Annotated in this window: 16 protein-coding genes and 1 pseudogene; 4 read left to right on the plus strand and 13 right to left on the minus strand. The window is 62.6% G+C overall.

Translation table 11 applies throughout. The features are described from left to right. Position 1 precedes the first annotated feature (1 nt). From M0208_RS10480 to M0208_RS10490, 3 genes are all read right to left on the minus strand, one after another. Entirely contained in the window at positions 2-679 is a 678-nt protein-coding gene (locus M0208_RS10480) for a polysaccharide biosynthesis/export family protein (protein WP_258891645.1), read from the minus strand. A gap of 72 nt (positions 680-751) precedes the next feature. Then, a complete protein-coding gene (locus tag M0208_RS10485; RefSeq protein WP_258891646.1) occupies positions 752-2,101 on the minus strand; it encodes an O-antigen ligase in 1,350 nt (449 codons plus the stop codon). A gap of 136 nt (positions 2,102-2,237) precedes the next feature. Next, complete coding sequence (locus M0208_RS10490; RefSeq protein ID WP_258891647.1) at positions 2,238-2,858, minus strand: hypothetical protein; 621 nt, start codon at positions 2,856-2,858, stop codon at positions 2,238-2,240. 75 nt (positions 2,859-2,933) lie between these two features. Here M0208_RS10490 and M0208_RS10495 point away from each other — a divergent pair, with 75 nt between their 5' ends. Both M0208_RS10495 and M0208_RS10500 read left to right on the plus strand, forming a co-directional pair. Then, complete coding sequence (locus M0208_RS10495) at positions 2,934-3,224, plus strand: hypothetical protein (RefSeq protein WP_258891648.1); 291 nt, start codon at positions 2,934-2,936, stop codon at positions 3,222-3,224. 20 nt (positions 3,225-3,244) lie between these two features. After that, complete coding sequence (locus M0208_RS10500; protein WP_258891649.1) at positions 3,245-5,233, plus strand: hypothetical protein; 1,989 nt, start codon at positions 3,245-3,247, stop codon at positions 5,231-5,233. A gap of 21 nt (positions 5,234-5,254) precedes the next feature. Here the strand turns inward: M0208_RS10500 and M0208_RS10505 are convergent, their stop codons facing one another. Together M0208_RS10505 and M0208_RS10510 are read right to left on the minus strand one after the other, a co-directional pair. After that, positions 5,255-6,283, minus strand: a complete 1,029-nt coding sequence (locus M0208_RS10505; protein ID WP_258891650.1) for an acyltransferase — start codon at positions 6,281-6,283, stop codon at positions 5,255-5,257. 35 nt (positions 6,284-6,318) lie between these two features. After that, the gene (locus M0208_RS10510) at positions 6,319-7,596 is read right to left on the minus strand and encodes a hypothetical protein (protein WP_258891651.1); all 1,278 of its coding nucleotides are present in this window, start codon (positions 7,594-7,596) and stop codon (positions 6,319-6,321) included. A gap of 224 nt (positions 7,597-7,820) precedes the next feature. Here M0208_RS10510 and M0208_RS18560 point away from each other — a divergent pair. Together M0208_RS18560 and M0208_RS10515 are read left to right on the plus strand one after the other, a co-directional pair. Further along, positions 7,821-8,153, plus strand: a pseudogene (locus M0208_RS18560) (SGNH/GDSL hydrolase family protein); the annotation flags it as partial. Position 8,154: 1 nt separating this feature from the next. Further along, positions 8,155-8,358: a hypothetical protein gene (locus tag M0208_RS10515; RefSeq protein ID WP_258891652.1), complete on the plus strand. Its 204-nt coding sequence runs from the start codon at positions 8,155-8,157 to the stop codon at positions 8,356-8,358. On the opposite strand, the gene M0208_RS10520 is transcribed toward M0208_RS10515, so the two are convergent. From M0208_RS10520 to M0208_RS10555, 8 genes are all read right to left on the minus strand, one after another. Beyond that, positions 8,355-9,380, minus strand: coding sequence for a glycosyltransferase (locus M0208_RS10520; RefSeq protein ID WP_258891653.1), 1,026 nt, complete (start codon positions 9,378-9,380; stop codon positions 8,355-8,357). The two genes, M0208_RS10515 and M0208_RS10520, sit on opposite strands and share 4 nt — an antisense overlap. A gap of 125 nt (positions 9,381-9,505) precedes the next feature. After that, positions 9,506-10,708, minus strand: a complete 1,203-nt coding sequence (locus M0208_RS10525) for a glycosyltransferase (RefSeq protein WP_258891654.1) — start codon at positions 10,706-10,708, stop codon at positions 9,506-9,508. Between the two features lie 11 nt (positions 10,709-10,719). Continuing rightward, positions 10,720-12,258, minus strand: a complete 1,539-nt coding sequence (locus tag M0208_RS10530) for a lipopolysaccharide biosynthesis protein (RefSeq protein ID WP_258891655.1) — start codon at positions 12,256-12,258, stop codon at positions 10,720-10,722. 23 nt (positions 12,259-12,281) lie between these two features. Beyond that, entirely contained in the window at positions 12,282-13,292 is a 1,011-nt protein-coding gene (locus tag M0208_RS10535; protein ID WP_258891656.1) for a polysaccharide biosynthesis protein, read from the minus strand. 77 nt (positions 13,293-13,369) lie between these two features. Further along, on the minus strand, positions 13,370-14,485 hold the full coding sequence (locus M0208_RS10540; RefSeq protein WP_258891657.1) for a DegT/DnrJ/EryC1/StrS aminotransferase family protein: 1,116 nt from the start codon (positions 14,483-14,485) through the stop codon (positions 13,370-13,372). Between the two features lie 2 nt (positions 14,486-14,487). Further along, positions 14,488-15,549: a DegT/DnrJ/EryC1/StrS aminotransferase family protein gene (locus M0208_RS10545; RefSeq protein ID WP_258891658.1), complete on the minus strand. Its 1,062-nt coding sequence runs from the start codon at positions 15,547-15,549 to the stop codon at positions 14,488-14,490. A gap of 45 nt (positions 15,550-15,594) precedes the next feature. Next, positions 15,595-16,374, minus strand: a complete 780-nt coding sequence (locus M0208_RS10550) for a GNAT family N-acetyltransferase (protein ID WP_258891659.1) — start codon at positions 16,372-16,374, stop codon at positions 15,595-15,597. Between the two features lie 34 nt (positions 16,375-16,408). Beyond that, the gene (locus tag M0208_RS10555) at positions 16,409-17,515 is read right to left on the minus strand and encodes a sugar transferase (protein ID WP_258891660.1); all 1,107 of its coding nucleotides are present in this window, start codon (positions 17,513-17,515) and stop codon (positions 16,409-16,411) included. Positions 17,516-18,048: the final 533 nt, after the last annotated feature.

Consider the following 18,048-nt stretch of genomic DNA (forward strand, 5'->3'; position numbering starts at 1 on the left):
CTTATTGCAGAATCGCGATGAGTGGCGCCGCCAAAACCGGAGACAGCGAAACGAAGTCGCGGAACAACCGGCGCTGAGGTGAATCACCGACGAGGATCACGTCGTTCGCATAAATGGCCGGATCTTCATAAGCGCCGCGGCGAATCGCAGCGACGTTGTACAGCCCGGCCATCTTGCGCCCGTCCACTGTGCGCAGGATGACGACATCGTCCTGCCGCGCGAATTCCGACAGGCCCTTGGCAGAGGCGATGACCCGCAGCAATGTCATCTGGTTGGTTACGGGGTACAGGCCCGGTTCCACGACCTGACCATCAATAGTGACGACCTGGCTGACCGAGCTTTTGATATTGACCGTCACGTCCGGATTGCGGACGTAGCGGCCGCGCAACGTCGCCTCGATCACGTCAGCCAGCTCGGCCGATGTCCTTCCGCGCGCATCGATCGTTCCGGCCAGCGGCATCGCGATGCGGCCGCTGGCGTCCACCTGCATTTCACGGCTGAGCTCGGGGATGTTGAAGACATCGACCTGGATCGTGTCGAGCGGCCCAATCAGGGACGGGCGATCCGATGCGGTCAAATCGCTCCGCTCGGGAGCGGGCAGCGTGCCGCTGTCGGACACCACGGTCAGCCGCGACGACGATTCCAGCGGCTTCCTGCCCCCACATGCAGACAGCACCATCGCCAGCAGAAAAAGAGTACAAAACTTTCGCATGTGCTTAAAAATATTCCGGACTGGGGAAATGGGCGGGGGCTATAAGTGTTGGTCGGACGACGGTAAAGCAGATGATGTCGCTCGTGATTTATGTTGCGATTCCTGTCGCGGCGCGCCGCTCAACCACACACCAGCCACGATTATCATCGCCATCATCATAGGCGTTCGCGCCGGATAGTCGAAAACGCTAGCCAGCACGACGAACAGCAAGATCGCCGATCCCAATCGCTGCATGGTATAGCGCGGGTCGTCACCCGCGCGCCACGCATGAACGCTTGCTGTGATCCACCATCCCAGCGCCGCCAGCAGCAGCAGCAGACCCGGCAACCCGGCGTCCAACACAACTTCCAGCAGATCATTGTGTGCGTGATTGAAGAACGTGAACTTTAGCAACGCAAAAGGTTCGTGCATTCGGAACAGGGGGTCGAAACCACCCAGACCGGATCCGGCGGGAAAATATTCCCACACCATTGCCCAAACGGTCGGCAACCCGCGGCTGCGCATGTCTTGGCCCGGATCAATTGTAAGAGCGCGCTCGATCGATATCGCCCGATCGGCTGCAATGCTGATGGCGACGAGCAGGACGGTCGTCGCCACGACTCCGCTGATGATCGCGGGAAAAACCCAACGAGGATAACGGGCCAGCGTCCGCTTGATCGTGCCGCGCGTGAGCGCCAGCCCGATCGCGATCCCCAGCGCGCCCAGCCCCATTCCGGCTCGGGATCCGGTTGCCAGGATGGTCAACACGAATAATAACACAAGTGCAATGGCTACCGGACCGCGCCAGTGTGGCTGCCGCCCGCCCAGGAATGCCCAGACGGGTGCCAACAGACAGCCAAAGGCCACGAACAGTGCGAAGTGATTGCGATTGGCGAAAGTTCCGCCCACCTCACCTGGACTATCGTTGATCAGCGGGTTCGCCAAATTCGCGCCGGAGAATTGCAGCAGCCCGACGAGCATCGCCCCCGTGATCAGGGCAAGGATCACGCCAGGCAACCACGACCGCTCGTCATCCCCCAGGCTAGCCATGAAGAACAGCGTCGTGAAAGGCACTACCAGCGAGGCAGCGGCATTGGCCGTCGCTCCCGGCACGATCGACCAGGGCCGCCATGGTTGGCTTTGCCCGCTCGCTGCGGCCGCCTCCAGGAACGGGGCTCTGCCCGGCAACGCCTGCCAGAGATTCGGTGGCAGGGGTATCAACTGGACCAATGCGAGTACAAACGCTGCGCATAAAAGAAACAGCACCGGGCGCACCGCTGTCCAGGACGGTGGTGCGACAAACAGCGCCGCCATTGCGAGCAGCGCCCAGCACACGCCCCGAACGACAACCTGCCCCAGAACTTCACCGCGCGAGGCACCCCCGGCGAGCCACAGCGTCACCAGCAGCACACACAAAAGGATAAAGGGCCAACTGGGGGTTCGGCGCGTACCCGGCCGGTGATACTTACGCATGGTGCCGCCGCCTTATGGAAACCCGAGCCAAAAGGAAAGCTGCAACCGGTGCGGCAGGTCTTTGAGGGCGTTCTCAGCGGCGCTGCGCAACCACGATTTTCCAGAACGGTTTTGACCGCCAAACCCGCAGCAGACTGGACAGATGCCATTTAAGGTGACGCAGGGAACGGCGACTGTCGCGCCGGGCGTCATGCACCACTTCCAGCCCCTGTATCACTTCCATACGCCCCCCGGCGATGCGCCAGCGCGCCGAAAAATCGTAATCTTCGCAATACAGCCGAAACCTCTCGTCGAAACCGCCCAAAGCGCGAAACGTATCCAGCGGCGCAATTAGGAACATTCCGGCAAGCCAAAAAAAGCCCGGTGCGGTCGGATCCGTTTCCCAACCCGTCGCCCGATGACGCGCGCGACGGATAAGATTGGGCACCGACAAGTTGCGTCGCACGGAATCTTCCCGCGTACCGTCGGGCGCGATGACGATCGGCGCGCGCAGGGCAGGCCGCGGTTTGCGCCACTCCATGACGGCAATCTGCGCCAGCGTATCGGACGCGAGCAACCGGATGTCGGGATTGACGATGGCGAACAGATCGCCCTCGGCGATTGCCGACGCCGCATTGTGGTTCGCGCCGAACCCTTTGACTTTCGTGTTACGGAGCACGGTTGCGCGCAAGCCCGCCAGATCGTCATCGCCCATCTCTTCGGGAAGGTTGAGCGTTAGGACCACCAACCAGTCCGCGATCCCGTCCTGCCCCGCCAGGTCGCGCAGAAGATGGCGAACCAACAGGCCATGCCCGTGGCTGACTATGGAAATCGTTCCCTTCGTGATTCGGGGCATACTGTTTCCTTGCTGCGACAAACCCTGCCGGCCGGCTTCTCCGGTTGGTTCGGGAAACAGCCGTCGTTCATGATCTGCGCGCTATCCGACCGTGCCGAAGAGATGAAGAAAAAACCGCACGGCGGCCAATCGCTTATCTACACGATGAAGCCTAACGAACGGCGCAAGCGCGCTCATAGCTGCCGGACGCCAAGGACGGCGACAGCCGCCCATTCCCGCGACTAGCGCCGCACAAAGGAGAACCAATGGCCCTGAATCGACGCAGCGTGATGGGAACTTTGATCGGTGCCGCGGCCGTTCCTTTCGGCGACACACCGGTCCGCCTCTCGAATACCATTCCTGCCGCCCCGGCGCTGAATATGTTGGAAGTGTTCCGGAACGCGTTTAATTCCGGGCGGTCGGAAGACCTGTGCGCGCAATTGTGTTCGCCGGATTTTCGTCTGCGGACATGGAACGAGAGCGCGGGGGTCGGACGGGACGGACCCGCAGGCATCAACAATCTGTTGAACAGTTTGCGGGGGCGGCTCGGGAGGATCGCGGCGTCCGTCGCGGCCGGCCAGTTTCTGATTTCCTCCGATGGCCTCTTGGTGCGCTATTTTCCCCAGTTCAACGGCAATGGCCACACGCTGAGCCTGGAGATCACGTTTCTGATGGCGTCCGGCGCGCCGAAACTGAACGAGATTCGCATTACAGATCCGGTCAGCTTCGACGCTACGGTCGCGCAGATCGTCGACGTGGCCGTCGATGGCCGGCGGGACGTGTCAGACGAGGTGCAGGCGGCCTATGATGCCCTGGTGCGTCGTGGGGGCGGCACGCTCCTGTTTCCACCGGGCCTGTTCCGGATGTCGCTCACCTTGGGCAGCCGGAACGTCCAGCTACGCGGCGCGGGCCGGCTGGCGACCCAGCTGCTGGCGCGCGGACCGGGAGAGGTGGTGCTGCGCGGGGCGTATCGCTCCGGCACATGGGATGTCGTTACCATCGCCGATCTGGGCATCACGGGCGGCGACAATCCGACCGGCATCGGCTTTCGCGCAGGAAACGACATCGCGGCCGACGACGACGAGTTCGTCGGCCGCACGCGGTTCGAAAACGTCCGCTTCGCCAACCTGGACATCTGCATCCACCGGCCCCGCGGACAGATCGGGCTGATCGTCGATACCTGCCAGTTCGAGGACGCCCGAGTCCATCTGGCGGTCAGCGCCCGCCAACAGGCCGGTCGACCGCTGATGCATGGCGGCAACATCCTGGTCCAAGGAACGCATTTCCAACGTGCGCGCGACGCTGTGGTGCGGATCGATTCCAGTGTCACGGGTTCGGGACAGATAACGTTCCAGGACTGCATCATGGAATCCAATCCCGGGATTGTCTTCGACATCCGAAACCTCAACGCCGTCGACAGCGTCCCGGCGGTCCTCGTGAGCCGCTGCTGGAACGAGCAAAACGCCACCGCGGCGAGCGTGACGGTCGACGGCAAGGTCGAGAAGCCGGTTTATGCCCGTCTGGTCGACTGTTCCCTGATCCGTTTCGAGGACACGCCGGTCGGCCCGCTCGTGCTGCGCAACAGTGTCGTGCGCACGCTGGATTGCAGCCTGGACCAGCTGAAGACGGTCGTGCAGGACGCGGGGTCGCTCGTCGAGCATACCCGCGCACGCATGTTCAGCGGCCCCATGCCTCCAGGCCGGGTGACCAGCGTCGAGGCTACGTATCTGGTTTCGCCCGGACGCGGGGTGAGCTTTACGCTGCCCCATCGCACCGCCCTTTCCAGCGCCTATCGCGATGCCCTGAAAATCAGCGTCAGAGCAGACCGTGCGATCGCCTTTTCGGGCACCGTCGCGACGGTTACCGGGCTGGTGGAAGATGCCCTGCTGCCGGGTCTCGCCACGAGCCAGCGGCTTACGCTGCCGCCCGGCGCGCAGGTCTTCCCGCAACCGGTCGCGCTGACGGCCGGCCAGTGGATCGCGTGGCTGTACCTTTATCGCCACGTCGCCGGAGCGGCTCCGACGCTCAGCCTGACGGGGAGTGCGGGACTTACCGTGGAAACCCCCCTCGACGACCCCGAATGGCGCACCTTGGGCGGCATGATGTTCGTCCCGAGCGACGCGCCCAGCATATCGTTCTGGCACCGCTGCCCGGCTGCGTCCGCGACGATTCACATCGGCGGCATGAACCTGCTCGCCTTCGCAACGCGCCAGCAGGCACGAGACTTTCTCAACAGCGGGCTGTTCGCGGTCTGAACCGACTGCCCGCGCTTGCCGCTACCGCCCGGTGACCCGCCGCGTCAGCGAAGGCGCGAGCGCGAGCGCGATCCGGTAGCCGACCAGCGTGATGGCAATAACGACCAGCGGGACCAACAGATAGACCGCCAGCGCCATCCCCGGTGAAATTGGAAAGACCCGATAACTGATCTTCAGCAGCGCCGTCGTCAGCGGTTCGTGAGTTGCAAAGACGAAGAAACTGGCCCCCGCAAGCGATGCTAAGCGCTGCAGCGCGAGGGGGGGCAGGCTTCGCACGATCGCAACAGCAAGGACGATCCCGGTCGCCACCAGGCCGTGCTGCACGAACGATTCGATCCGCGTTCCGCGCGACAGCAGGAAGGCTGCGAGCAGGACGCCGTACCCCAGCATCACCGGGATAAGCGGCAGACCCCGGAACAGATTCCTGCCGTGCACACCGGCCACGACGCCGACGAAGAAAAACAGCGCGGCCTCGATCGCCGGAATGTCGATCGGCCACCAATCGACCATCCAGCACAATCCCAGAACCGCGGTCACGACAACGGCGACCGGCACACGCCGAGCGAGCAGGAAGAACGCCGGGGCCAGCAGCACCAGGATCATCAAATCGCGGATGAACCAGAATTGATAGGCGATCGGGTACCGCTGCAGGCCAAGCACCCATGCCGCTTGCTGGCCCCACGTCATGTCGCGCAACACACCAGACGAACTGAAGAATATCCGCAGCGAGGTGGATTGGGCCGCAGCGATCATGGCGTACAGCGCGATGTTCCAGAACAGATACGGTACTAGAAGCGTATCGACGCGGCGACGTAGCTTCGCAGCGAATCCCGACCAAGACCATCCTTCCTGCGCGTGGAACAGCAGGTACCCCGACAGTAGGAAGAACAGTGGTACCGCCGTGCGCGCCACACCTTCGGACAGTGCGGTCTTCACCGTATCGAGGACAGCGGATTCGACGGATACGACCCCGTCCCCGAACGTGATCGTTCCGGATCGGGCGTGAATGTAGACCACAAGCGCGACCAGCGGGAAACGTAACGCCGCCAAGCGCGCCGAATTGATCGGCGATATCGTAGTCGCCATTACGCGGGCGATCTCCGCGCGTCGGTTTGCGCTGGATCAGACCGCCACAACAAAAAGATGGACGCGATCATCAGCATCGTCGGACTGGAGAAATAGCCAGCCCCGCGCACGTACATGTCGACCGTGTAAGTATAGATGCTGCATAGCGCGAGAATCTCGCCGAGCGGCCTGACGGCGCCGTCGATCGCCACGCGACGCAGGTTGGTGAACGCCTTCGTCGCGAAATAGCCGTGAATCGCGATCAGAACCAATCCGAACACGCCCAGTTCGCTGATCAGCTTGGAGGCCGCGAAACTGCCTTCCTTCAGGTTGAGGTCGGTGCCGCCGGTCAGGCGATAGATCAGGTTGGACGTCGGGGCGTCCAGAAACGTATACCCGAGCTGCTGGAAACCGAGCCCCCAGCCCAGCGTCTTGCTGGTCGCGCTGCCGATCATTTCCCAGCCCTGGATATATACCAAGGTCGAAAGGTTGGTCGTCGCAGAGACGTCGAACTGAATTCGGTCAAGGAAATAGGAAAGGTCGAACAGCGGGAGGATCAATGCCGCCAGGATGCCAAAGACCGCGAGCCGAGCCGTCGTCAAGCACGCGACCGTCATGACGACCGAACCGACGACGAGCGACAGGTTCTCGAGCAGATAGCCAAGCGCGAACCCCATCAGGATCCAAGCCCACCGCCGCCATCTCTTTCCCGTCACACCCAGAAAAGCGATGACCGGAAGGAGCGCGCCGGCATAAAGCGACGGTTCGGTAAACGGAAAGACCGGCTTGCTGGTGGCGGTCGTGCTAGGGGGCTGGACCCCGACCAGACTGAACACGGCCGCGACCAGGAAGAGGATGATCGCCACGGTGACGGCGCGCATCACCAGCCGATCCGAAACGTGTCGGAACATCGAGCCGGTCGTACCGCACGCCAAGATGGCCAGCGCCGCGATGACAAGCGAGCCGAGCGCCTTTACAACATCGATCTCCCCCGCGAGGGCGCAGACCGCCAGATGCGCGGCAAGCGCGGTGACGACGAGCGTAGCAACGCCAAGATCGGTTTCGAAAGAACCGAGCCCGCGCATTCCCGGGATCCCCATCACCCGCATCGCCAGGATCAGGATGGAGGCAACCAGAACCCCGGCGGACATGGACGACGTGCCGGCCAGAAAGAACACCCCCCCCGGCAGCATCAGGATGGCGAGGAGCGTGACGACCACGCCCAGCGTGGCATCCGTCGTCCGAGTAGATGGCCCCGCGCGTGGCGCAGGGCCGGAAATCAGTAGGGGACTGCTCATATCGACCGTTTCACTAGCAATGTTCGATCGCCTTGTCGCGCATGCCGGGAAGACGATAAGGGGTACGGCGTGATCGAGACGAAACCCAGGTGAGGCGTCGCGGATCGCGGATCGCGGCCCTGCTAGCCGCATTTCTGTCGCCCGGGTGCGGACGTCGCGCCGAACCGGCCATCATCGTCCTCGCGGAGGGCGACAGCCTGACGTACGGACAGGACACGATGTCCATGGCGACGCGCGCGCCGATCAACGGTTCGAGCTTCCGGCGATCTTCGACGCCGTATCCCGAAACGCTGAACCGACTGCTCGGCGAACGTTATACGGTAATGAACCTCGGCTTCCCCGGCGATCGCACGAGCGATGGGTTGCAGCGCTGGAAGACTGCGCCGGTCGCCCGCGTCGCGATCGTCATGTACGGCACCAACGATGCATTGAATTTCGGCAACCGAGCAGGCGGCGCGCTGACGACGGCACGCTTCGCGGAAGGCCTGTCGGCGCTGATCCTGCGTCGGCAGCGGGAGGGCGCGCAGGTCGTCGTCGTCGCAGCACCCGCGCTGGCCGATGAGGCGGCCGATCGGCGCATCGAACCGTATCGCGCGGCCTCCGCGCGCGTCGCCGCGGTTCGTTACGCTGCCAAAGGGGCTGGGGTGGACGGACGGCGTGCATCTCACGTCCGCGGGATACGAGACGGTCGCGCGCGCGCTGGCCCCGGTCGTCGTCGATGCCGCACATCGTGCATCGAACGCAGAAGGACGGACGCCCTAGAACGGGCCGCGACCGTGCGGCGTGCCGTCGGCGCTGACGCCGCGTTCGTGCAGCGCGACGATCGTCTCGACAAGCTGTGGCCAGTTGCCTGCGAACGGCGCCGCGATCGGATCCGCCCGGACCGGCTGCGAGGTCCAACCGCTGCGGTGCGCCGCCAGCATTATGTCGGCCAGCGCGCGCGGATCGGCGGGATCGACGAAGCGCACATGATCGTATGTTCCGACGGTTTCATGAGCATAGGGAAGGTCCGCCGCGATGATCGGCTTGCCTAGGCTCTTGGCCTCGGTGATCGGCAGCCCCCAGGTTTCCAAGCGCGACGGGAACAGCAGGCAGTCCATTTCTTCGTACAGCTTCGTCATGGCGTCGCGATCCTGCCTGCCAACGAAATGTAGCCCGCGCAGGTCGCCATAGCGGCGGAACAGATCGCGCGTGAGACGGGTTTCCTCCGGATCGATCGTCAGCACGACACGTCCGCGCCAGTCCGGCTCGCCATCCAGCAGCCGCACCGCATCGCCGATCAGGTCGAAATTCTTGAAGACCCGAGATAGCGCCGGATAAACGAAGGTGGAGACCGGTCCCGCTGCGCTGAGCGCCGCACCGGGCTGAGATTCGACCGGATGAGCGACAACGACGTTGCGTACGCCGTAGCGGTGCATGAATTCGCGGCGTATCCAGTCTTGCTGCACAATCACTGCGCGATTCGACCTGATGTTGATCCTGTAGAACAGCGAATAGAGCGCGCTGAACGGGATCAACTTGGGTTCCATGCTCAGTTCTGCCCACGAGAAGCGATGGAAGGGTGCCGGATTATGGCAGTAGACAAACTGCGACCCCGCCTTCACGCGTGGCGACATGTCATGGAGTGACCACCATATATCAGGCCTGATCTGCTTGGATATTCGGTTCAACGCGACATATTCGACGTAGATCCGGCGCAGCCACGACGTCTTGGCTTCAGGGATCACCCTAGCTTCCACGCCGCCTACGTCGATGACGCCGGCGTTGTTCACCAGCGCGACCACCCGCCAGTCCGGCAGGGAAGACCTGATCGTCCGCAGGCAATCCTGAAGAACCTTCAGCGTTCCGCCTTCGACGATGTTGACCGCCGATATCACGATCGTGGGCATACGCTTCCCCTGTCCGTTTCTTAGCGCACTGGCGCAGGTGATGCGCTCAGGCCGGCTGCAGGCAATTGCAGGCGGATCTCCCGTTCGGCGATATACCGCTCCAGCCTGTCGTAGCCGGCTGCGATGTCCGGCAGTCCGGTGAAGTGCGCAGCGCGGCCCCCCGCGCCAGGCGAGGTCAGACGCGTCGCGTATCGACGGGCTTGGAAGCCCGTCTCCCTCGCCATTTCCCATCCTACATCGCGCCACCCGATGCCCAGCGCGCGCGCTTCGGCGAACGATTGCGCGACCTTCCCGCGCTGTTCGCGATTGCGCATCAGCGCCAGCGCGTAGAGGCGCGCGAAATTAGGCGTCAGATCGGGGCGGCCCAGCCGGTCCACCGCCTTCTTCAGCGAATAGGCCCAGACGATATAGGGCGCATAGAAAGCGGGGATCAGCCTGTCCCAGCGCAGGTCGGGGAAAGCGGCCGTATGCGGATTGTCCTCCAGCGACGTCATGTCGGTGCCAGCCGCGCCGGTGCCCGCCGTGCTGGAGGGCGATCCGCCCGGCAGGCAGAACGGGAAATCGACCTGCCAGACGTTGCCTGCGAACTCGCTCAGCAGCGTGGCGCTATAGATGTCCGGAGAAACCCCGCCGAACAATGTGCCGAACCGGGCCTTCACCGCATGGATCAGCTCCAGCGAGACAAGGCCATGATAGGCGCGCGGCATCGTGCCGAGCCCGCGACCGAAATCGCGCAGTGTTTCGCGCAGCGCCGCGATCGGATCGATCCGGCGCGCCGTGCCGGTGAACGGATGCACGAACAGGCTGCTGGCATAGCCGTCGCCGTAGAACCGCGATTTGACGCCCGGCCAGAAGTAATTGGCGATGAACGATGTGCCGTAGCTGAATACCGCATCGACGCGGTTGCAATCTGCCCAGGCCGCGACCTCTTCCAGCCCCGGACCGATACAGTCGTCGTCGCCCAGAAACATCACGTAGCGCCCGCGTGCGTGGCCAAGGGCGAACTCGAAATGAGAGACGACGTCCATTGGCCGACCCGGCCGAACATAGGCCAGGTCAAGGCCCGGAGTCGCTGCTGGCAACATGGTGCGCAGATCGTCGTCCGCGCTGGTGTCGCTGACTACGATCTGTGCCGACGGCAGCACCTGCACGATCTTGTGAACGGCCGCCGCGGCATAGACCTGGCGGTTGTGTGTGGGGATGATGATCGTGACCAGTGTCACCCGGCAATCCTTCAGTTGATGTGATGTCCGGCACTGCGCCGTTCGCGTCGAAAGACCCTCGCCAGCACCAGCAAGCTGCACGCCCCGGCTGCAGCCATCGGAACCAGCAGTTCAAGCTCCCACGAACGCCCCCGGGTCAACGCATGGCCGAGCAGATAGCTCGCCGTTATCGCCCCTGCCGGAAGCGCATAGGCGCGCGCCAGGAAGCTGGCGAGCCTGTTCCAGCCAGTGATGGCTCCCAGACGCACCCATAGGCCGACAAAGCCGGCTGCGTAAAAGGCGAAATAGCTCCAGGCGAATCCTACCAGGTCGTCACGCGCCGCAAAGAACGTCGCTGTCGCCAGCACAGCGATACTGCAGGCCAGCGACAGCCGCGCGAGATAGCCGTTGTCGCCAGCCGCGATAAGATAGGTCGTCGGGTAGTAGCCTGTCGCCGACAACGCGCCGCCGGCCAGCAGGATCGGAGCGACTTCCATGACGCGCGCGATGCTAGACGCATCGTGCAACCACAGTCGCAACCAGTCGGCCATCTGAAACCCGAGGCTGAGCGAAGGACCGACGACGGCGCAGATCAGCATCAGCTGAAACGTCAACGCCACCCGCTGCTCATCGCCTATGTCGCCGATGTGCCGCGCGTTTGCGACGCGCGGCGCGAAATAACTGCTGATCGGTCCCGACAGCACGGCCACCGGCACCAGCGCATAGGTGGTGGCGAGAAAATAGCTCCCCGCGGTTTCCAGCGAGATGAAAGCGCTGACGATCGACTTGTCGAGGTTCACGGCGGCGGCCGACGCCAGCGTGTAGATGGTCAACGGTATGCAGCGTCGCAGCAGATCGATCATCGCCGCGCGTTGAAACAGTGGTTCCCGTCGACGGACCGGCCCACAACGATGCTCTAGATACCACCGAACGCCGAACAAGTGCAGCAGCGCCACCAATAACTGCACCTGCAGAAATGCCGTCAGTGTCGGATAGGCCGAAAGCACTGCCACGGTCGCTGCGCCGCGGACCACGGCGCCGGAAACCGCCGTTGCCGCACCGGCCTGATAAGCCCCCAGCGCATTGAGACTGAGCTGGACGATGTTCGTCGCCACCAACGCCATGATGAGCAGCGCCATCATCGCGACATTGACGCCGTCCGCCAACGCCCACGAAGCCAGCGCTTCTCCGAACAGCGCTCGCCCGAGCAGCGGCCACGCCAGCGCGACAGCCGCGATGGCGGCCGCGATGGCGGCCAACGTCGCCTCGGCTCGCCGCCGCGTCCATACGACCAGGGTCAGCGCATCGGGATCGTCGCGCGCAACCGCCGTGTCGCGGCTGATCAGCGTCGCGAGGCCAAGGTCCGAAACGAGGAAAAACGCCTGGAGCGACAGGACGATCGAAACTGCCCCGAAGGTCGCGCCCCCCAGCAGCGAATGATAGCGCGGAATGAATAGGAGCGTGACGAGGATCCCGCCGATCCTTCCCGCAAACAGCGCGAAAAGATCGACGAGCGCCGCGACGCGCAGGTCAGCGCGACGGCGAAACATGGGCCGGCCAAATGCGGTCACGCCCGGTCCGCCGCGGTTTCGGCTCAGCCACGCAACGCCGCCTGGACGTAGGGTAGCGTCAGCAGCAGCTGCTTCGTCTCGGCGACATCGAGCCGATGCGTATTGTGAGAGGTGTAATCGTCGATCTGGTTGAGCGCCTGCGATCCTTCGGAGATGAACAGCTCGTAGTTCAGGTCGCGGTTGTCGGCCGGAACACGCCAGTAACGGCCCATATCGTCAGCCTTGGCCATCTCCTCGCGCGAAACCAGCGTCTCGTACAGCTTTTCGCCGTGGCGCGTGCCCAGGATGCCGGTGTTGAGCGGCACGTCGAACAACTCGCTGAGCGCGATGGTGATCGTCTCGATCGTACAGGCCGGGGCCTTTTGCACGAAGATGTCGCCCTGCTGCCCGTTCTGGAAGGCGTGCAGCACGAGATCGACCGAATCCTCCAGCGACATCATGAAGCGGGTCATGGCGGGGTCGGTGATCATCATCGGCTGGCCGGCTTTCAGCCGTTCGATGAAGAGCGGGATAACAGATCCGCGCGAGGCCATCACGTTGCCGTAGCGGGTTGCGCACAACACCGGACCGTCGGCGTGCATCGATCTGGCATGCGAAACGAGCACCTTCTCCGCCATGGCCTTGGAGATGCCCATGGCGTTGATCGGATAGACCGCCTTGTCGGTGCTGAGCAGCACCAGGCGCTTCACGTCATTGGCGATCGCGGCGCGGATCACGTTATCGGTGCCGTTCACATTGGTGCGCACCGCTTCCATAGGATAGAATTCGCACGACGGCACCTGTTTCAGGGCAGCGGCGTGGAAGACATAGTCGACGCCGCGCATCGCCGTTCCGATCGACTGCGCATCACGCGTGTCGCCGATGACGAAGCGAACCTTGGGGCTCTTCAGCTCCAGCCGCAGATCCTCCTGCTTTTTTTCGTCGCGCGAAAACACGATGATCTGATCGACGTTGGTCTGCACGAAACGGCCCAGCACGGTCGTGCCGAACGATCCGGTACCGCCCGTTATCATCAAGGTCTTGCCGTCGAGCATCTGTTGTCTTCCTTTGCCGCCGCGCGGCGACGTTGTTGAATGGGATGTATTTGGAGAGATGATTGGGTGGCGGCTGCTCAGCGATCGAGCTCGACCGAGCGCACCGCCTCGATGATCCGTTCGAGGTCGTCGCGCGAAAGCCACCAGCCGCTAGGAAGCGCGAGCATCTCGTGTTGCAGGATCGTCGTGCCCGGCAACTCGCGCTGGCGGGCGCCGAACCCCGAATATACGTCGTTGCGCTGATGCAGCTTGGAACAGTTCACATCGCGCGCCTTGAGACCCGTCATCAGGCGATCGCGCGCCGCACTACGCACCAAGGCGACCCAGAAGACCCCTCGGGCGCCCTCGTGTTCGCGGATGAACTGTAGACCAGGCTGATCCGCGAGCGCCGCGGCAAGATATGCGACGTTGGCCCGGTTGCGATCGATGCGGGCCGTCAGGTCGTCCATCGCGCGGCAGGCGAGCGTCGCGTTGACGTTGGGCAGAATGGCCGAATAGCCGATCTCGGACACATCAACCGCAGCATCGATCTCGCCGTTCGCATCCCGAAAGCGCGCCACGTCGATTCCGAAACGGCGCAAACGACGCGCGCGCTCGGCCGCTTCCTCGTCGCGGCAAACGAGCGCGGCGCCTTCTATGCCGTTGAGCTGACGGTTGGCGTAAAAGGAAAATACGGCATAGTCGCCGAAGCTGCCGATCGGCTTTCCTCGCCATTCGGCTCCCAGCGCATTGTTCGCATCTTCCACCAGCGGCAACCCGGCTTCGTCGCACAGCGTGCGCAACGCCGCTATATCCCCGATATATCCCGCCAGATGATAAACCACGACCGCGCGCGTCCGCGGCGTGATGCAGGCCCGGACATCGTCGACATCGATGCTTGCCGTCTCCGGGTCGACATCAACCCACACCGGCACTGCGCCGACCATGGTGATGGCGCTGTTCGACGACATACAGTTGAACGCGAGCGTCACAACCTCGTCCCCAGGGCCTACACCGGCCACCCGCAACGCAAGGCACAGCGCGTGGGTCATGTCGCTGATAGCCACGACAGGCCGCTCGCCCACCAATGCGCCCAATCGCGCTTCCAACAGGGACACGGACGCCCCGGACGCCAAGCGCCCCGATCGCCAGATCGGATCCAGCGCGCCAGTCACCGTTTCGTCGAGGTGACAGTCAAACAGAAGCGTTGTCATCGTCACCCCTTGCTCAGCGCCGATACGATGCGCTCCCGATCCGCATCCGATACCCACCAGCCGCATGGAATATGGACCAACCGGCGATAGAATTCGGCAAGGCCAGGAAGATCGCGGCGGTACGGCGCGAACACCGAGTGGAGATGGTTCGGACGGTGCAGTTTCGATGCGGCGACTCCGATTTCGGCCAACCGACGCTCGACCGCGTCGGAATCGTCGCTCAGCAGCGTATATATCCAATAGCTGGGTTCGCTTACGGCTTCGACCGCCGCGGCCGAAAGGCCAGGAATCGCGCTCAGCGCCGCATCAAACGCCTGTCCGTGCGCAATATGCCGAGCGATCGCCTCGTCGATGTCGTCGAGCTGGCGCAGGCCGATCACCCCGGCGACATTGGTCATGTTGTACTTATAACCAGCCTCGACGATGTCGACTTCGGTTCTGGGCACGCCCTTCTCCAGACCGAACCAGCGCAGCTTCTTCGCTGCCCTGATCTTGGCGGGATCGCGCAGCGTCAGCGCGCCTCCATCCACCGTCGTCATGTGCTTGATGGCCTGAAAAGAAAAAATTGCGGCATCGCCGATCGTACCGATCGCCTGCCCGGCATAGCGCGCGCCAAGTGCGTGCGCGCAATCTTCGATCAGCGCGACGCCGTGGCGGTCAGCAAGCGCGCGCATTGCGTTGAGCGCTACGGGATAGCCGGCGTAATGTACGACCAGAATGGCCTTGGTCCGCGGCCCGATGCACGCCTCGACGGAGGCGGGTTCGAGATTGCCCGTGCGTGGATCGACATCAGCGAACACCGGTACGGCACCGATCTGCAGGATAGTCGTGTTCGTCGGCTCAGCCGTCATCGATGTCGTCACGACCTCGTCACCGGGGCGCACGCCGCAGCTCAGCAGCGCGACATGCAGCGCGCCGGTCCCGCTGCTGAACCCAAGTGCGTTGGGCAGGCCGAAATGCTCGGCGAAACGCCGCTCGAACTCATAGACATGCTCGCCTTCGGCCAGCATCCCGCCATACAGCACATCCTCGAGCATCGGCATGAGCGCATCGCGCGGCGGCATGCGAACCTTTACAATGGGCAATTGAGTTTCGAACATTACCATTCCTCAGATACGATCTGCGACCGCGACATAGTCGAGCGGGACCGCGCTGTCCGCCCGTCGCGCCATCGTCAACGCACCCGGATGCGTGGTGACGGTGAAAAGATCCGGATCCAGGACGTTCAAAAATGGATCGGCTTCGGGGATGTTGACCGACCAGCGAGCCAGGCCGGCTGCGTCCAAGAGCGTCATGACGTCCGCAAGATCGCCTTGCCAATCGAGCAACGTCACGCCCTTAGCGCCACGAACCAACACTGCTTGGGCGCGATCCGATTGATAACGCGATCCGGCAATGGCGAAGGCTGGCAGTCCCGAAAGTGATCCGAGCGGCGGCCATGGGTCGGATCGCGCCAGCGAAGTGGCGGGTCCGGCGGGAAGGCGGCGCGCAACATGGAGAAAGTGATCCCGGCCTACGATCCCGTAGCCGTGATCGGCATAGACCTCGGGCTTACCTGTCCACAGCAGACTCGCCTGGAAGCCCGCGGCGTCGATCGCCTGGGTGGACGACTCGATCAACGTCCTGCCATGGCCCCGGCCCCGCGCTCGAGCAGCGACGCATACGAAACCGATCATCGCCACGGCGTCCTGAGGCGCAGGGCGGATCACAGCAGTCGCTACCGCAGCGCCTGAAGCATCGCGCAGCATCACCGATCGGGTTTCAGGCGCATCGCTCCACGGCAGATGCGTTTCAAAGTCGACGCCCCTGCCAGCCTGGACGAAGAAAACGTCCCAGATCAAGCGCTTCGCATCGCCGGACAGGCCGATGTGAACAGAAGCGTGCGTCACGAATGCAACGCGCTGTATTGTGGCGACCGTCCGGTCACTTGGCCCCAAAGCCATTTAGGATTGTCTGGGTTGTCTTTGCTACAATCAGCAGATCGATCCACGGCGAATACGTCTTGATGTAGTAAAAATCGTAATTCAGCTTCGTTTTCACGTCCTCGACCTCGGCAACATGGCCTTGGTGGACCTGCGCCCATCCGGTCAACCCAGGACGCACGATGTGCCGATACCGATAGAACGGAATTTCCCCTTCGTACCATTGCGACAGCACCTGCGCCTCTGGGCGTGGACCGATCCAGCTCATTTCGGCCCTGAGGATGTTCAATATCTGCGGCAGTTCATCGATCCGGCTACGGCGCAGGAAAGATCCGATCCTGGTGATGCGCTTGTCCTCGGTCTGCGTCTTGGCCGCATCCAGCGCCGGCACGCTCTTTGGCGAGCTCACCATCGTGCGAAACTTATAAACCGTGAAAGGTTTTCCGCGATACCCGATTCGCATCTGCCGGAAGATCGCCGGTCCCGGAGAGTCGAGGCGAATGAAGATCGCCAGAAGGATCATCAGCGGGGCAAGAACGAGGCCGACGACGGCCGCAATCATCCAGTCGAGGATGTGCTTAAAGGTCATGAACGCCGATACCGGCGCCAGAGTGCCAAAACTGTTCTCGGACAGGTGCTCCAGCTCCACCATGCCGGTCAGGGATTCAGCGAGATGTTTGGTGTGATAGACGGGGATGCCCGCAAGGGCACAATCGGCGAGTGCCCGGTCCCACTCCGGTGCGATATCCACCCGAAGATCGGCTGCGACCGCCTGCAGCCCGTCCAAATTCTGCGTCGCGTCGGTCAGCACGATCCAGTTAACGCCCGCAACGGCCTGCAGCGTCTGATAGTCTCCGCCAGGGACAATTCCAATCGTCATCACGCGCCGTCGCCTGGCAAGGGCGTGAACGACGATGAACCAGATGATGGTGACGACGAAACTGATGAACAGCAGCGCGCGGCTATATGGCAGCCGCGTGAGAATAAAAAATATCAACAGACAGCCATAGGATATCGTAAAGGAAGGAAGGATATAGGCGTTAGCTTCTACACCCGGGTATCGGATGATACTTCTCAGCAGGACGATGCCGAACGCCGTTGATACCATGCTGTAGATGCTAGTTGACACCAAGACGCGGTCACTTGCCTCAATAGTAGGATTTGCCAAAAGCACTATAAAAAGCATAGCCAGCAGAAGCAGCAATGCTCCAGCAAGCTGGTATCTTAGCAGTAAAATTCCGCCTGATTGCCCACCTATGCCATACGCTGTCATATTCTATCTCTGACTCGACAATCATTTAGCCAAAAAATGCAATTTGCACTTTCGAAGCGAGCTGTTTTTATCTGGAGGACGGCTGCGAGCGTTGCGATTCAACTTGTGCTCAACGCCGATTTTGCTCCGCAAGTTTCTTGCCTACGCCAATGACGTGAAATTTCTGGCTTTCGCGATACCGCGGCGCGGCTACCAAAGGGGTGGCTCAGTGACAAGCCGACATTTGCGCCGGAAAGATATGAGAGGAAGACGATCCGAGGTCGGACAGGCATCAAAAGGCCTTTAATGGCTTGATCGCCCGGACCATCCACCACCGGCATTTTCGCCCACTTTCGCGATTGCGTTCAAACATTTCCATCGCCGCCGAC

Origin of the sequence: Sphingomonas sp. SUN019 (assembly GCF_024758705.1) — a bacterium.
Taxonomy (GTDB): domain Bacteria; phylum Pseudomonadota; class Alphaproteobacteria; order Sphingomonadales; family Sphingomonadaceae; genus Sphingomonas.

Coding starts and splice junctions, on each gene's coding strand:
- M0208_RS10545 (WP_258891658.1), bottom strand. CDS start 15,549: ATGCCGCCGCGCGATGCGCTCATGCCGATGCTCGAGGATGTGCTGTAT.
- M0208_RS10495 (WP_258891648.1), top strand. CDS start 2,934: ATGGCGAACCAACAGGCCATGCCCGTGGCTGACTATGGAAATCGTTCC.
- M0208_RS10490 (WP_258891647.1), bottom strand. CDS start 2,858: ATGGGCGATGACGATCTGGCGGGCTTGCGCGCAACCGTGCTCCGTAAC.
- M0208_RS10540 (WP_258891657.1), bottom strand. CDS start 14,485: ATGACAACGCTTCTGTTTGACTGTCACCTCGACGAAACGGTGACTGGC.
- M0208_RS10555 (WP_258891660.1), bottom strand. CDS start 17,515: ATGGTATCAACGGCGTTCGGCATCGTCCTGCTGAGAAGTATCATCCGA.
- M0208_RS10510 (WP_258891651.1), bottom strand. CDS start 7,596: ATGAGCAGTCCCCTACTGATTTCCGGCCCTGCGCCACGCGCGGGGCCA.
- M0208_RS10515 (WP_258891652.1), top strand. CDS start 8,155: ATGAGGCGGCCGATCGGCGCATCGAACCGTATCGCGCGGCCTCCGCGC.
- M0208_RS10480 (WP_258891645.1), bottom strand. CDS start 679: ATGGTGCTGTCTGCATGTGGGGGCAGGAAGCCGCTGGAATCGTCGTCG.
- M0208_RS10535 (WP_258891656.1), bottom strand. CDS start 13,292: ATGCTCGACGGCAAGACCTTGATGATAACGGGCGGTACCGGATCGTTC.
- M0208_RS10500 (WP_258891649.1), top strand. CDS start 3,245: ATGGCCCTGAATCGACGCAGCGTGATGGGAACTTTGATCGGTGCCGCG.